Source organism: Streptomyces sp. NPDC093984, assembly GCF_044764595.1.
In the GTDB taxonomy this organism is placed as follows: Bacteria; Actinomycetota; Actinomycetes; order Streptomycetales; family Streptomycetaceae; genus Streptomyces; species Streptomyces cynarae.
In genome coordinates this window covers 364,591-377,638 of record NZ_JBIWIM010000007.1, presented here as the reverse complement: position 1 = coordinate 377,638, position 13,048 = coordinate 364,591, and the positions used below count along the sequence as shown (strand labels likewise).

At 72.1% G+C, this 13,048-nt stretch carries 12 protein-coding genes; 8 read left to right on the top strand and 4 right to left on the bottom strand.

The features are described 5' to 3' along the window. Positions 1-253: 253 nt before the first annotated feature. Positions 254-1,720: an MFS transporter gene (locus ACIRC0_RS26155; protein ID WP_403619985.1), complete on the top strand. Its 1,467-nt coding sequence runs from the start codon at positions 254-256 to the stop codon at positions 1,718-1,720. After that, on the top strand, positions 1,717-2,298 hold the full coding sequence (locus tag ACIRC0_RS26150) for a TetR family transcriptional regulator (RefSeq protein WP_403620365.1): 582 nt from the start codon (positions 1,717-1,719) through the stop codon (positions 2,296-2,298). The genes ACIRC0_RS26155 and ACIRC0_RS26150 overlap by 4 nt, the downstream gene beginning before the upstream one ends. 6 nt (positions 2,299-2,304) lie before the next feature. Here ACIRC0_RS26150 and ACIRC0_RS26145 read toward each other — a convergent pair whose 3' ends face one another. Together ACIRC0_RS26145 and ACIRC0_RS26140 are read right to left on the bottom strand one after the other, a co-directional pair. Further along, positions 2,305-2,931, bottom strand: coding sequence for an alpha-ketoglutarate-dependent dioxygenase AlkB (locus ACIRC0_RS26145; RefSeq protein WP_403619983.1), 627 nt, complete (start codon positions 2,929-2,931; stop codon positions 2,305-2,307). Positions 2,932-3,063: 132 nt separating this feature from the next. Continuing rightward, positions 3,064-3,735 (bottom strand): AIM24 family protein, encoded by a 672-nt coding sequence (locus ACIRC0_RS26140; RefSeq protein WP_200423002.1) that lies wholly within the window; start codon positions 3,733-3,735, stop codon positions 3,064-3,066. A gap of 146 nt (positions 3,736-3,881) precedes the next feature. Between ACIRC0_RS26140 and ACIRC0_RS26135 the strand changes: the two genes are divergently transcribed. From ACIRC0_RS26135 to ACIRC0_RS26120, 4 genes are all read left to right on the top strand, one after another. Next, entirely contained in the window at positions 3,882-4,634 is a 753-nt protein-coding gene (locus ACIRC0_RS26135; protein ID WP_403619980.1) for a L,D-transpeptidase family protein, read from the top strand. Between the two features lie 116 nt (positions 4,635-4,750). Continuing rightward, the gene (locus ACIRC0_RS26130) at positions 4,751-5,443 is read left to right on the top strand and encodes a response regulator (protein ID WP_403619977.1); all 693 of its coding nucleotides are present in this window, start codon (positions 4,751-4,753) and stop codon (positions 5,441-5,443) included. Next, complete coding sequence (locus ACIRC0_RS26125; RefSeq protein WP_403619974.1) at positions 5,440-7,266, top strand: sensor histidine kinase; 1,827 nt, start codon at positions 5,440-5,442, stop codon at positions 7,264-7,266. The genes ACIRC0_RS26130 and ACIRC0_RS26125 overlap by 4 nt, the downstream gene beginning before the upstream one ends. Positions 7,267-7,415: 149 nt before the next feature. After that, positions 7,416-8,903: an FGGY-family carbohydrate kinase gene (locus tag ACIRC0_RS26120; protein ID WP_403619971.1), complete on the top strand. Its 1,488-nt coding sequence runs from the start codon at positions 7,416-7,418 to the stop codon at positions 8,901-8,903. Between the two features lie 46 nt (positions 8,904-8,949). Here the strand turns inward: ACIRC0_RS26120 and ACIRC0_RS26115 are convergent, their stop codons facing one another. Beyond that, positions 8,950-10,152, bottom strand: a complete 1,203-nt coding sequence (locus ACIRC0_RS26115) for an ABC transporter substrate-binding protein (protein WP_403619968.1) — start codon at positions 10,150-10,152, stop codon at positions 8,950-8,952. Between the two features lie 387 nt (positions 10,153-10,539). Between ACIRC0_RS26115 and ACIRC0_RS26110 the strand changes: the two genes are divergently transcribed. Next, a complete protein-coding gene (locus tag ACIRC0_RS26110) occupies positions 10,540-11,400 on the top strand; it encodes a cache domain-containing protein (RefSeq protein WP_403619966.1) in 861 nt (286 codons plus the stop codon). A 20-nt stretch (positions 11,401-11,420) separates the two neighbouring features. Here the strand turns inward: ACIRC0_RS26110 and ACIRC0_RS26105 are convergent, their stop codons facing one another. Further along, positions 11,421-12,332 carry a LysR family transcriptional regulator ArgP gene (locus tag ACIRC0_RS26105; RefSeq protein WP_403619964.1) on the bottom strand — a complete coding sequence of 304 codons (912 nt, stop codon included), beginning with the start codon at positions 12,330-12,332 and terminating at the stop codon, positions 11,421-11,423. A 67-nt stretch (positions 12,333-12,399) separates the two neighbouring features. Between ACIRC0_RS26105 and ACIRC0_RS26100 the strand changes: the two genes are divergently transcribed. Then, positions 12,400-13,011: a LysE/ArgO family amino acid transporter gene (locus ACIRC0_RS26100; RefSeq protein ID WP_403619962.1), complete on the top strand. Its 612-nt coding sequence runs from the start codon at positions 12,400-12,402 to the stop codon at positions 13,009-13,011. Positions 13,012-13,048 lie beyond the last annotated feature (37 nt).

Here is a 13,048-nt window from a genome sequence, read left to right as displayed (position 1 = left end):
GGGAAATTCCGCCCTGTGTGGGGGGTTTGGAAGTGGATCTTTCTCTCCTGGCGGCCGTCTCGTGGCCCGGCTCACGCCCCACATGTGACGCGAACCGCCGCCCCTGGCCGGGCTGTTGGGGATCCGGACGACGTCGGCGGCGACAAAGCCTTGGGTGAACGGCCACAAAGCCTTGGGTGAATGGCCATTCACCCGCTACGGTGAATCGCTATTCACCGTCATTGCCCCCCCTGGCCGATCCACTGGAGTGCGCATGGTCCCCATACCCGCCGGACCGGCCGGGCGGCCGGAAGCGCGCGACCGGCCCGCGGTCCCCGCCCTGGCCTTCGGCGGCATCCTCATGGCCGTCATGCAGACGGTCGTCGTCCCCCTGCTGCCCGACCTGCCCCGCCTCACCGGCGCCTCCGCGGGCGCCGTCTCCTGGATGGTCACCGCCACCCTGGTGTCCGGAGCGGTGCTCACCCCGGTGCTCGGACGCGCCGGGGACATGTACGGCAAGCGCCGGGTGCTGCTGACCGCACTGGCCCTGATGACGCTGGGCTCGGTGCTCTGCGCGCTCTCGTCCGACATCGGCGTGCTCATCACGGCGCGGGCGCTCCAGGGCGCGGCCGCCGCGGTCGTCCCGCTGTCGATCAGCATCCTGCGCGACGAACTGCCGCCCGAGCGCACCGGATCCGCGGTCGCCCTCATGAGCTCCACCGTCGGCGTCGGCGCCGCCCTCGGCCTGCCGCTGGCCGCGCTCGTCATCCAGTACGTGAACTGGCACGCCATGTTCTGGGTGACCGGCTTCCTCGGCGCCGTCGGTCTCGTCCTCGCCCGGTGGGCGGTGCGCGAGTCGCCCGTCCGCGCCCCCGGACGCTTCGACGTCCTCGGCGCACTCGGCCTCGCCGCAGGGCTGGTCTGTCTGCTGCTGGCCGTGTCGCAGGGCGGCCAGTGGGGATGGGGGAGCGCGCGGATCCTCGGCCTGTTCGCGGGCAGCGTGCTGGTCCTCGCACTGTGGTGCCTGCAACAGCTGCGCGCCGAACGGCCCCTCGTCGACCTGCGGTTGGCCGCCCGCCCCGGCGTCGCCCTGCCGCACCTCACCGCCCTGCTGGTCGGCTTCGGCTTCTACGCCAACTCACTGGTGACCGCACAGCTCGTCCAGGCGCCGAGGGCCACCGGCTACGGGCTCGGCCTGTCCATCGTGGGCGGCGGTCTGTGTCTGCTGCCCGGCGGAGTGATCATGCTGCTGTTCTCCCCGGTCTCCGCCCGCATCTCGGCGGCCCGCGGCCCCCGGACCACCCTCGCCGTCGGCGCGGCCGTGCTCACCCTTGGATACGCCGTACGCATCGCGGACAGCCGCCACCTGTGGATGATCATCGTGGGCGCGTCCGTCGTCGCCACCGGCACGACCCTCGCCTACTCGGCGCTGCCCACCCTCATCCTGCGTGCCGTGCCGGCGGGGCAGACCGCCTCCGCGAACGGCGTCAACGTGCTGATGCGCACCATCGGCCAGGCCATCTGCAGCGCCTGTGTCGCCGCCGTCCTGGTCCACCACACCGCCCTGGTGGGCGGCGCCCCCGTCCCCACGCTGCACGGCTATCTGCTGGCGTTCGCGATGGCGGGTACGGTCGCCCTCGTGGCGTGTGCCACCGCCCTGGCCATCCCGCGGGACCGTACCCCGGGCGGCACCCCCGGGCGCAGGACGCCGTCGCCCGACACGGCGCTGGAAGGAGCCTGAGGACCGTGACCACGTCACCGGCCACCGCCCCCGCCCGCCGCGACGCCGAGACCACCAAGGCCGCCATCCTGCGCGCCGCCCGCCATCTGCTCGCCCGGCACGCGCACGCGGACATCACGCTCAAGGCGGTCGCCGACCGGGCCGGGGTCAGCCCGCCGCTCATCCTGAAGTACTTCGGCAACAAGGACACTCTCTTCTCCCAGGTGATGTCCTTCGAGGCGGATGCCGCCGCCCTGCTGGACGCGCCGCTCGAGAACCTCGGCCGGCACATGGTCCGCCATGTGCTGCTCAGCCAGACGCGCCAGGGCGCCGACCCGCTCCTGCGCATCGTCTTCGCGCCCCTGCACGGCGAGCAGGGCGACATCCTGCGCGCCAACTTCCGCACCCAGGTCAGCGACCGCCTCGCCGCGCGTCTGCGCGGTCCCGACGCGGGCCTGCGCGCCGAACTCGCGGTGAGCGCCCTGCTGGGCCTCGGCGTGATGTTCGGCATCGCCCGCGGCACCCACCTGCGCGCAGCGGACCTCGACGACATCGCCGACCGCTGGGCACCGGCCGTACAGGCACAGCTGATGCCCTGATCCGGGTCAGCCCACCCCGGCCGGCCGGAACTGGATGCTGATCCGGGGCCCGGTCGCCCGGCTGCTCTTCGGGATCGAGTGCTCCCACGTCCGCTGGCAGGAACCGCCCATCACGATCAGATCCCCGTGCCCGAGCGGACGCCGGACGGCCTGCCCGCCGCCGCGCGGCCGCAGCGCCAGATCGCGCGGCACGCCCACGGACAGGATGGCGACCATGGTGTCCTCGCGTGCGCCCCGGCCGATGCGGTCCCCGTGCCAGGCGACGCTGTCCCGGCCGTCCCGGTAGTAGCAGAGACCGGCCGTCACGAAGGGTTCGCCGAGCTCCCTCGCGTAGTGCGCGGACAGGGCCTCGCGCGCCTCCTCCAGGACGGGGTGCGGCAGCGGGTCCCCGGCGTGGTAGAAGGCGAGCAGCCGCGGCACGTCCACCGTGTGGTCGTACATGTGCCGCCGCTCCGCGCGCCAGGGCACCTCCTCGGCCAGCTGCACGAACAGCGCGTCGGCCCCGCTGAGCCAGCCCGGCAGCACATCGATCCACGCCCCCGCGTCCAGATGAGTCCGCCGCAGCCCGTCGAGCGAGCCGAGACGGATGTCGTCGGTCTGGTCGAACAGCGAGCCCTGGAGATGCGTGGCCATACAGGCAGCGTACTCCGCTGATTCGAAAATATGTTCAGTCGCGTCCCGGTGGTGCGCTCTCGGCCGCGTCCACCCGGCCGGACGCTGATCAGAGGAAGCCCCGCTCGTTTTTGGAAGCGGGGCCCCTTTCCGTCAGTGCTCCTTCTGCGGAGTCAGCTCACTGGGCCGTACGACGACGTACCCCTCGCCCTCCAGCTTCAGCTGCACCGCCTCACCCGAGCCGCCGCGCAGCATCGAGCCGATGGACTGCGACCGGTGCAGCGAGGTGTGCAGCCGGGCCGTCCAGCCCACCACCGCGTCGGTGTCGACGAACACCGGCAGCTCGGGCGAGACGGGTATCACCAGCGGATTGCCCTCGCAGATCAGGCCGAGCCGGCCATGCCCGGTGAACAAGCTGTTGAACAGCCCGCCGCCGGCGATCCCGGCGCCCTTCACGGTCTTGATCTCGTACGACAGGCTCGCGTCGAAGCAGAGCACGTTGCGCCCGTTGACGGTGAACTCGTCGCCCGGCTCTACGTCCACGATGAAGCAGTTCTGCGCCTCGTGCGCGAACCACGCCTCGCCCTGTCCGCGCACGGACATCAGCGGCAGCCCCTCACCGGTGACCGCCCGTTTGAGCATTCCGCCGACGCCCTGGCCCTTGCGTTCGAACCTCAGGTCCCCGCGGTAGGCGACCATCGAGCCCTGCCGCGCGAACATCTCGCCGCCGACGACGTACCGGATGGACTTCGCGTTCTGCAGGGACATGCCCGGGGCGGCGGCGGGCTGCACCATGTGGTCACTGGAAAAGAGATCACCCTTCATGCGGGCATCCTGTCCCGGAGGGCTCCCCTCCGCCAAGATCACGACTGTCCTGAAACGGCAACAACTCGTTGTTCGTTCATGCGTAGTTCGGTTCGAACGGGTCGCCTCCTGACCACTTCCTTACATGTCTGAGTCACTGTCGAAGGATGATCACAGCAATACGTGTACCGGCGGCCGTGCTCGCCGCCTCCCTGCTGCTGGCCGGGTGCCAGTCGGGCGGCGGGGCGGCACAGACGCGCGCGGCCGTCGCCGCCGACGGGGCCGAGGGCACGCCCGCACCCGCGTCCTCACCCGCGGCGACACCGGACGCGCCCGGGGAACTGCCCGGCCTCGGGCCCAGAACGCGGGCGGGCATACCGTCGAACGCGCGCCAGGTGGTCGTGGTGACCGGGAAGGGCCGGAACTCGTCCGATTCCACCGTCGTGTTGTACGAGCGGACCGACTCCGGCTGGAAGGCAGGCCGGCCGTGGCCCGCGCACAACGCCCTCATGGGCTGGACCGACCACCACACGTCCGGTGACCTGCACTCACCGATCGGCGTCTACGCTCTCACCGACGCCGGAGGGCGCCTGCCCGACCCCGGCACCCGGCTGCCGTACGACCACTCCCACGGCTTCACCGCCCTCGGCACCGGCTTCGACGGCGAGTCCCTCGCCGGCGCCTTCGACTACGTGGTGGCCATCAACTACAACCGCAAGCCGGGCACCTCACCACGTGACTGGACCCGCCCGCTCGGGGGCGGCCGGGGCGGAGGCATCTGGTTCCACGTCGACCACGGCGGCCCCACCCACGGCTGCGTCACCCTGAAGGAGGCCGACATGAAGGCGCTGCTGCGCGCTCTGGACCCGGATCGGCACCCGGTGGTCGTGATGGGCGACGCGACGTCCCTGGCGCGCTGAACCGCCCCGCGACCGGATCCGCACACTGATGTCAGGAAGCTGTCAGCCTGTGGGAAGGACCTCTTCACGGGCCGTCCGCGGGCCGTCCACGGTCCGTTGCGCATAGCATCAGCCGCGTGTGCGCACATGTGCTGGTCGCCGAGGACGACGAGATGCAGGCCGAGCTGATACGTCTCTCGCTGGAGCGGGAGGGCCACACCGCGACCGTGGTCCACGACGGCGGGACCGCCCTCGAGGCGGTCCGGCGGCACCGGCCCGACCTCGTCGTCCTCGATCTGATGCTGCCGGTGATCGACGGATTCGGCGTGTGCCGGGTGCTGCGCCGCGACGACGACATCCCCGTGCTCATGCTCACCGCCCGCTCCACCGAGGACGACGTCCTGCTCGGCCTGGAGCTCGGCGCGGACGACTACATGACCAAGCCGTACAGCCCGCGCGAGTTGATGGCCCGCATCCGCACGGTGCTCAGGCGCAGCGGACGCCAGGGCGCCGACCAGCAGCACGCCGTGCGGGCAGCGGGCATCCACATCGACCCGGTCAGGCACGAGGTGCTGTGCGACGGCGAGCCCGTGAACTGCACCCCGGGCGAGTACGAGATCCTCCTCGCCATGGTTTCCGAGCCCGACCGGGTCTTCTCCCGGCGGCAGTTGCTGCAGTGCACCCGCGGCATCGACCGGGCCTCCACCGAACGCGCGATCGACGTGCACATCATGAACCTGCGCAAGAAGATCGAGCCCGACCCGCGCCGCCCGACGCGGCTGCTGACCGTGTTCGGCGTCGGGTACAAGCTCAGCGGAGAGCGCGGGTGAGCCGCGGCATACCGCTGCGCAAGAGCCTCCTCGTCCGGCTGATGGTCACCTCGGTGCTCATCGCCATGTGCTCGGTGGCGGCCACCGCGTGGCTGGCGGTGCAGACCACCACCCGAGCCATCCAGGAGGAACAGGGCCGGGCACTCGCCGACGACACGGAGATCCTGCGGCAGTTGAGCGGATACGCCGCCACGCACACCGACTGGTCCGGCGTCGGGCCCACCGTACGCGCACTGTCCGCCCGCACCCGCCGGCGCATCGCCCTGACCACCCCCGACCGGGTCCCGATCGCCGACTCCGCGCGCCACGGCACCCCCCTGCCGCCGCAGGCCGCCGCCACCGTCGACCCGCTGCGCACCGACACGTACTCGGAACCCGGGGCGCAGCTGAGCGGCATCGATCCCCGGGCGGTGGGACCGTACCGGCTGACGGCGAACGAGCGTGCACGGGTGCGGAAGCTCGCGCTGGTGCGGCAGGCGTGCTACCGGAGCGGCGGCTACGAGGCGACCGTCGAGACCGCGCCGAGCGGCCGGTCCGTGCTGACGGGCGCGGAGGGAGCCGTCTCCGACCCCTATGTGTCGGCCGAGTGCGCCGACGGAAGGCTGAACACCCCGATGCCCACCGAGGAGAAGGCCATTGCCGCGGTGACGAGCCTGGTCGGGACGTGTCTGAAGCGGGAGGGCATGCCCGCCCGGCTGCCCCTCTCGGTGGCTTTCACCGTCAAGGGCGTCGAGCTGGGCAACCTCCCCGTCAGGAAGGCGGGGAACGCGCCGCCCACCGTGGCGGAACAGAAGGGTGGCGACTGCATCGCCCAGGCCCGTCGCCGGCAGCTCGACCCCTACGTCGCCCCGACGGCCGAGCTGTTCCTCGGCACCGGCGGCCGCACCCTGCCCCGCTTCGACATGTCGCCCGCCAACAAGGCCAAGGTCATCGCCGTGACCGGGCTCGTCCTCGCCCTGACCGTGGCCGTCACCGCCGTGGTCGCCACCCGGCTCGTACGGCCGCTGCGCGCTCTCACCCATGCCGCGCAGCAGCCGCCCGACCGGCACGTCCGCGTGCCCGTCACCACCCGCGACGAGACCGGAATCCTCGCCGAGGCGTTCAACGCGCTGACCGAGCGCCGCGAACGACTCGAGGCGCAGCGCAGGGCGATGGTCAGTGATGTCGCCCATGAACTGCGCACCCCGCTCACCAACATCCGCGGCTGGCTGGAGGTGACCCGCGACGGCACCGTCGCCCCCGACGCCGAACTGCTGGCCTCGCTGCACGAGGAGGCCATGATCCTGCAGCGGGTCATCGACGACCTCCAGGACCTCGCCGCGGCCGACGCGGGCACCCTGCGGCTGCACCGCGAACCCGTCCGCGCCGCCGAACTCCTCGCCCAGGTGGCCGCCGCCCACAAGGTCGCCGCCGACACCGCCGGCATCCGCCTGCTCACCCGGGTGGACGGCGACCCGTGGCTGGACGCCGACCCCGTCCGGATGCGGCAGGCGCTCGGGAACCTGGTCTCCAACGCGATCCGCCACACCCCGGCCGACGGCACGATCACGCTCGCCGCCCGCTCGGAGGACGCCAGTGCGGTCTTCGAGGTCGCCGACACGGGCAGCGGGATCGCCGCCGAGGACCTGCGCCACGTCTTCGACCGGTTCTGGCGAGCGGAGAAGTCCCGCAGCCGGCGCACCGGCGGCAGCGGTCTCGGGCTCCCCATCGTCCGCCAGCTCACCACGGCCCACGGCGGAACCGTCACGGTCACCTCAGAGGTCGGCACAGGCTCGGTCTTCACCCTGCGGCTGCCGGCGACGCCCGCACCCGCGGACGTCTGACCCGGCCGCGCAGACGCCGACACGCCCCTTCTGCGGGGTCGGGGGCCGACGCCACGCCGCTCGGCGCCGGCTTCTCCCGTGCGACCGGTGATCGGTGGCGAAGCGGGGAACGATGTCCCGGGAGTCTCGATGCGGGAGGACGGGAACGCATGACGGTGCTCGGTGTCGACATCGGAACGTCCAGCGGCAAAGGCGTGCTGGTCGACGAGGACGGAACGGTTCTCCGCACGGCCACGCGCCCGCACACGGTCAGCCGCCCCACGCCCGGCCATGTCGAGATGGACGCCCGCGTCTGGTGGGACGAGTTCGTCTCGCTCGCCCACGAACTGCTGGCCCCCGGTACCGTCGTGGACGCGGTCGGCGTCAGCGGCATGGGTCCCTGCGTCGCCCTCGCCGACGAGACGGACACTCCGCTGCACCCGGCGATCCTCTACGGCGTCGACACCCGAGCGACCGCCCAGATCGCCCGTCTCGACGCCGAGTTGGGCCGGGACGCCGTCCTGCGGCGCTGCGGATCCCTGCTGTCCACCCAGGCGGTGGGCCCCAAGATCGCCTGGCTCGCGGAGCACCGCCCCGACGTCGCCGCCCGCGCCCGGCGGCTCTACATGCCCAGCTCCTACCTGGTCAACCGGCTCACCGGCCGCTACGTCCTCGACCACCACTCGGCGAGCCAGTCCGTGCCGCTGTACGACTCCACGGCCCAGGACTGGTACCGGCCCTGGGCGCGCCGTATCGCACCGGACCTCGAACTGCCGCCCCTGCGCTGGCCCGGTGACATCGCCGGCCATGTCACCGCCGAGGCGGCCGCGGCCACCGGGCTCCCCGCCGGCGTCCCGGTCGTCACGGGGACGATCGACGCCTGGTCGGAGGCGCTGAGCGTCGGCGCCCAGCACACCGGCGACCTGATGCTCATGTATGGCAGCACCATGTTCCTCATCAACACCGTGTCGGAGCGGCTGCTCGTGCCCGAACTGTGGAGCACCGTCGGCGCGTTGCCGGGAACGCGCAGCCTCGCGGGCGGTATGGCCACCTCGGGGATGATCACCGACTGGCTGCGGGACCTGCTCGGCGAGGGCGACCCGGACGCGCTGCTCGCCGAGGCAGAGGCGTCCGGAGCCGGCGCCAGGGGCCTGCTGATGCTGCCCTACTTCGCGGGGGAGCGGACCCCGGTCGCCGACCCGGACGCCCGGGGAGTGATCGCCGGACTGACCGTGGAGCACACCCGCGGCGACCTCTACCGCGCCGCGCTGGAGGCCACCGCGTTCGGCGTACGGCACAACGTGGAGGCGATGCGCGCGGCCGGTGCCGACATCCGCCGGGTCGTCGCCGTCGGCGGAGGCACTCGCGGCGGCCTGTGGACCCGTATCGTCTCCGATGTCACCGGCCTCGAACAGGAGATCAGGACGGTGACGCTCGGCGCCAGCTACGGTGCCGCGTTCCTGGCGGCGAGCGCGATCGGTGGGACCGACATCGACAGCTGGAACCCGGTGCGCGAGCGCGTCACACCCGACACCCGTCTGCGGTCCCGCTACGACGACCTCTACGACCTGTATCTGCGGCTGTACCCGGCGACCCGTGACATCGGGCACGCGCTCGCCCGTCACCGGCGCGCGACCGCGAAGGTCCCGCCGGCGTGAGGTCCGCCGCGCGGGGGCGGCACGGCGGACGCCCTTCAGAGCCGGCTCAGCCCTTGATCTCGGTCCAGGCCTGCACCCACTTCGCGTACGGCACGCACTTGACGTCGCTGCGGCCGTCGAGGCATTGCTCGATGGGCGTCGTCCAGAAGGCGATGTCCTTCCAGTAGCTCTCGTCGGTGGCGTGGAAGGTGTCGCAGAAGGCCGGGTCGCTGGTCTGGTCGCAGGACTTGATGTTGGCGGGCGCCTCGCCGTAGTACTCGGCGACCTCAGCGTTGACCTTCGGGGCGATGATCCAGTTCATCCATTTGTAGGCGCAGTTGGGGTGCTTCGCCTTGGACGAGAGCATCCATGTGTCGGACCACCCCGTGGCGCCCTCCTGCGGCAGCACGGCCTTCACCTTGGCGCCCTCGCTCTGGGCGAGGTTGGCGATGACCTGCCAGGTGGTGCCGATGACGGAGTCGCCGCTCTTGAAGGCGGCGATCTCCTTCAGGTAGTCGCTCCAGTACTCGCCCACGTTGGCGCGCTGCCGCTTCAGCAGGTCGACGGCCGCCTCGAACTGCTTCTGGTCGAGCGCGTAGGGGTTCTCGATGCCCAGTCCCGGCTGGGTGTCGTGCAGGTACAGCGCCGCGTCCGCGATGTAGATCGGGGAGTCGTACGCGGTGAGGTGGCCCTTGTACTTGGCCGCGTCGTCGAAGACCGCGGACCAGGAGACGGGGGCGGGCGAGACCTCCTTGGTGTTGTACATCAGCAGGTTCGCGCCACGGCCGTGGGGGATACCGTACGCCGTGCCGTCGACCGAGTTCCACCTCTGGTTCTTCAGTCCGAAGAAGACGTCCTTGTAGTTGGGCACCAGGTCCGTGTTCACCGGGGCCGCCTCGCCGGAGGCGATGAGCCTGAGGGAGGCGTCGCCCGAAGCGGAGACGGCGTCATAGGCGCCGGTCTTCATCAGTTTGACCATCTCGTCCGAGCTGGCCGCCACTTTGTTGTGAACCTGACATCCTGTCTGCTTTTCGAAGGGAGTGACCCAGTCCGCCTTCGGGTCCGAGGATCCGTCCTCGACATAGCCCGCCCAGGAGATCAGGTTCACCTGCCCCTCCGTCCGGCCCAGTTCCGACTGTGCCTTCAGATCCGGCGGGTTGAAGCCGACCGAGGAGGACGACGTGTTCGACTCGGCGAACAGTCCGCAGGCGCTGACGAGCAGAAGGGAACAGGCGGCGGCCGTCGTCTTGAGAGATCTGTTCAGACGCAAGGAAGTCTCCACGGGTGTGGGGGAGTGGGGGGAATCGGGGGTGAAAGTGTGACGGTGGGTGACAGTGGGTGCGCGGGCGTACAGGATGCGACGCGGATGAGCGGCACGGCGGTCGGGCCGCGCACCGCGCCCGCATGGGGGTGGCGTGATGACAGGAGCGGCTCCGGTCGCCACGGGGTGCGGTGGTGCACGGACGATGCTCCAGGTCGCGGGCGGGTCGGTGACCCTGCCCGGGGTTCGCCCGCAGGCCGGGGTGGTGCCTTCGGGCGACGGTGTGGGCCAACACCTTACGGAGCGTTGCCGTCCGGTTCAACTTCTGTCGGTCGCAAGGAAGTTGACGCTGAGTCAAGGTGCGGCGAGGTGAACCCGGCGTATACGGTCGCGGTCATGTCCGACTCCCTGAAGCAGCCCGGCTCCTCGCCCTGTCTCGTCCCGCCCCCCGCCCCGACGGGTCCGAGCACGGCCGCGAGCGTCGGCAGCAGCCGTACGGGCGCGGCGACCGCACTCCTCGATCCGGTCACGGACACGGGTGTCGCGGCCCGGGTGCGCGGCACCCTGGAGGCCGTCTTCGACACCGTCGCCCAGGTCCGCGCCGACACCACGGCGCTGCTGACCCGTATCGGCGCCCGGGGCCGCCGCCCGGCGACCGCCGACCTCGCGGCGCTGCGCCCGGGCCTGCATCTCCACCTCGCCCGGCAGGAGCTGGTCTCCGGCGTCGGCTTCATCGCGGCACCCGGTCTGCTCACCGACGTCCCGGCCTGGCTGGAGTGGTGGCAGACCCGCGCCGACGGCTCGGTACGCCCGCTGCTGCTCGATCTGGACCCGCGGCAGTCGGCGTACTCCGACTACACGCACTGGGACTGGTTCGCCCTGCCCCGTGACACCGGCCGCCGCGCGGTCGCCGGACCCTACGTCGACTACCTCTGCTCCGACGAGTACAGCCTGACCCTGTCCGCGCCGGTCCACGTCGAGGGCCGCTTCGCCGGGGTCGCCGCCGCCGACGTGTATCTGCGGCACTTCGAGGCGGCCGTGATGCCCCTGCTGCGACGGCTGCCCGCACCGGCGCACCTGGTCAACGCCCGCGGCCGGGTGGCGGCTTCGGCCGACCCGGCCCACTTGGTCGGCTCGCTCACCAAGGGCCCCGACTTCGGCGCCCTCCTCGCCGACGCGCGACCGGGCCGCCACCAGGGGCTGCGGCTGGTCCCGTGCGACGACATCCCGCTCGTCCTCGTCGTGGCGGAGGGCTGACGGGGCTGCCGCCCGGCGCGTCAGCCGTTGCCCAGCGCCTCCTCAGCCGCGGCCGCGACCGCTGTCGCCACCGCCGCGAGCGCGGGCGAGTCCAGCTTCCACTGCTGCCAGTACAGCGGCGCGTCCGCCGGCCGGTCCTCGGCCAGGTGCACCAGCCGCCCCGCGCGCAGCAGTGGCCCGGCTTGCTGTAGGGGCACCATGCCCCACCCCATTCCGGCCGCGACGGCGTCCACGAAACCCTCCGACGTCGGGACGAGGTGCCGCCGCCCGTGCGCACCACCGGACGGCCGCAGCTCCCGCAGGAACCGGTCCTGGAAGTCGTCGTACCGGTCGAAGGCGACGACCGGCGCCCCGCCGAGCACGTCCCGCAGCGGTACCTCGGGCCAGCCCGCCAGCCACCGCCGGACGAACCCGGGGCTCGCCATGGCCATGTACCGCATCCGTCCCAGGCTCCGCACGCCGCACCCGGCGACCGGGTCCGGCGACGAGGTGACCGCGGCCATGACCTGGCCCTCGCGCAGCAGGGCGGCCGTACGGGCCTCGTCCTCGCGGCGCAGTTCGAACCCGACGTCCAGCTCCTCGGCCACACGGGTGATCGCCGGCAGGAACCAGGTCGCCAGCGAGTCCGCGTTCACCGCGATCGACAGGCGCGTCGTCTCCCCGGCGCCGGTCATGCCCAGCGCGGTGCGGGCGTCCCCCTCCAGTTGGGCGAGCTGGCGCGCGAACCGCACGACGACCTCCCCGGACTCGGTGGGCCGCACGGGTTTGGTCCTGGTCACCAGCACCCGCCCGGTGCGCTGCTCCAGCGCCTTGACCCGCTGACTGACCGCCGAGGGCGTCACATGCAGGACACGGGCGGCGGCATCGAAGGTGCCCTCGTCCACCACCGCGAGGAGGGTCCGCACCTGGTCCAGGGGAAGGTCCGTCATCACGTGGGCTAATGATACGTAAGAAGCTTTAGCTGTACTTCGGACGCCGTTCCTCCTTAGCGTCCCCCGTATGACGCACGCGCTGACCGCTCTGGCCGCCGGGTTCGGCACCGGCCTGTCCCTCATCGTCGTGATCGGCGCCCAGAACGCCTTCGTCCTGCGCCAGGGCATCCGCCGGGAGGCCGTGCTCGCCGTGGTCGGCATCTGCGCCCTGTCCGACGCGGCGCTCATCGCGCTGGGCGTCGGCGGGGTCGGCGCGGTCGTCGTCGGCCGGCCCGCGGCGCTGACCGCGGTCGGCTGGATCGGCGGCGCTTTCCTGCTCTGCTACGGCGCTCTGGCCGCCCGCCGGGTCCTGCGGCCCTCCGCGATGCGGGTGGAGGGCGCCTCCGAGCGCTCCTGGAGGCCTGCGGTCCTCACCTGCCTGGCGATGACCTGGCTCAATCCGCACGTCTACCTCGACACCGTCTTCCTGCTCGGTTCCATCGCGGCCGGCCACGGCGCGCTGCGCTGGACCTTCGGTCTCGGCGCGGCCCTGGCCAGCCTGTGCTGGTTCGCCTCGCTCGGCTTCGGCGCCCGGCTGCTCGCCCGCTTCCTGTCCCGCCCGTCCTCCTGGCGCGTCCTGGACGGCCTGGTGGCGGCGACGATGATCGCGACCGGCGCCATGCTCGTCGCCGGCGCCTGAGGCGGCCGTTCCCCGCCCGCCGAGGCCGCCGGAGCGA

Coding starts and splice junctions, on each gene's coding strand:
- ACIRC0_RS26145 (WP_403619983.1), bottom strand. CDS start 2,931: ATGGCCACGCATCTCCAGGGCTCGCTGTTCGACCAGACCGACGACATC.
- ACIRC0_RS26110 (WP_403619966.1), top strand. CDS start 10,540: ATGTCCGACTCCCTGAAGCAGCCCGGCTCCTCGCCCTGTCTCGTCCCG.
- ACIRC0_RS26155 (WP_403619985.1), top strand. CDS start 254: ATGGTCCCCATACCCGCCGGACCGGCCGGGCGGCCGGAAGCGCGCGAC.
- ACIRC0_RS26100 (WP_403619962.1), top strand. CDS start 12,400: ATGACGCACGCGCTGACCGCTCTGGCCGCCGGGTTCGGCACCGGCCTG.
- ACIRC0_RS26120 (WP_403619971.1), top strand. CDS start 7,416: ATGACGGTGCTCGGTGTCGACATCGGAACGTCCAGCGGCAAAGGCGTG.
- ACIRC0_RS26140 (WP_200423002.1), bottom strand. CDS start 3,735: ATGAAGGGTGATCTCTTTTCCAGTGACCACATGGTGCAGCCCGCCGCC.
- ACIRC0_RS26135 (WP_403619980.1), top strand. CDS start 3,882: ATGATCACAGCAATACGTGTACCGGCGGCCGTGCTCGCCGCCTCCCTG.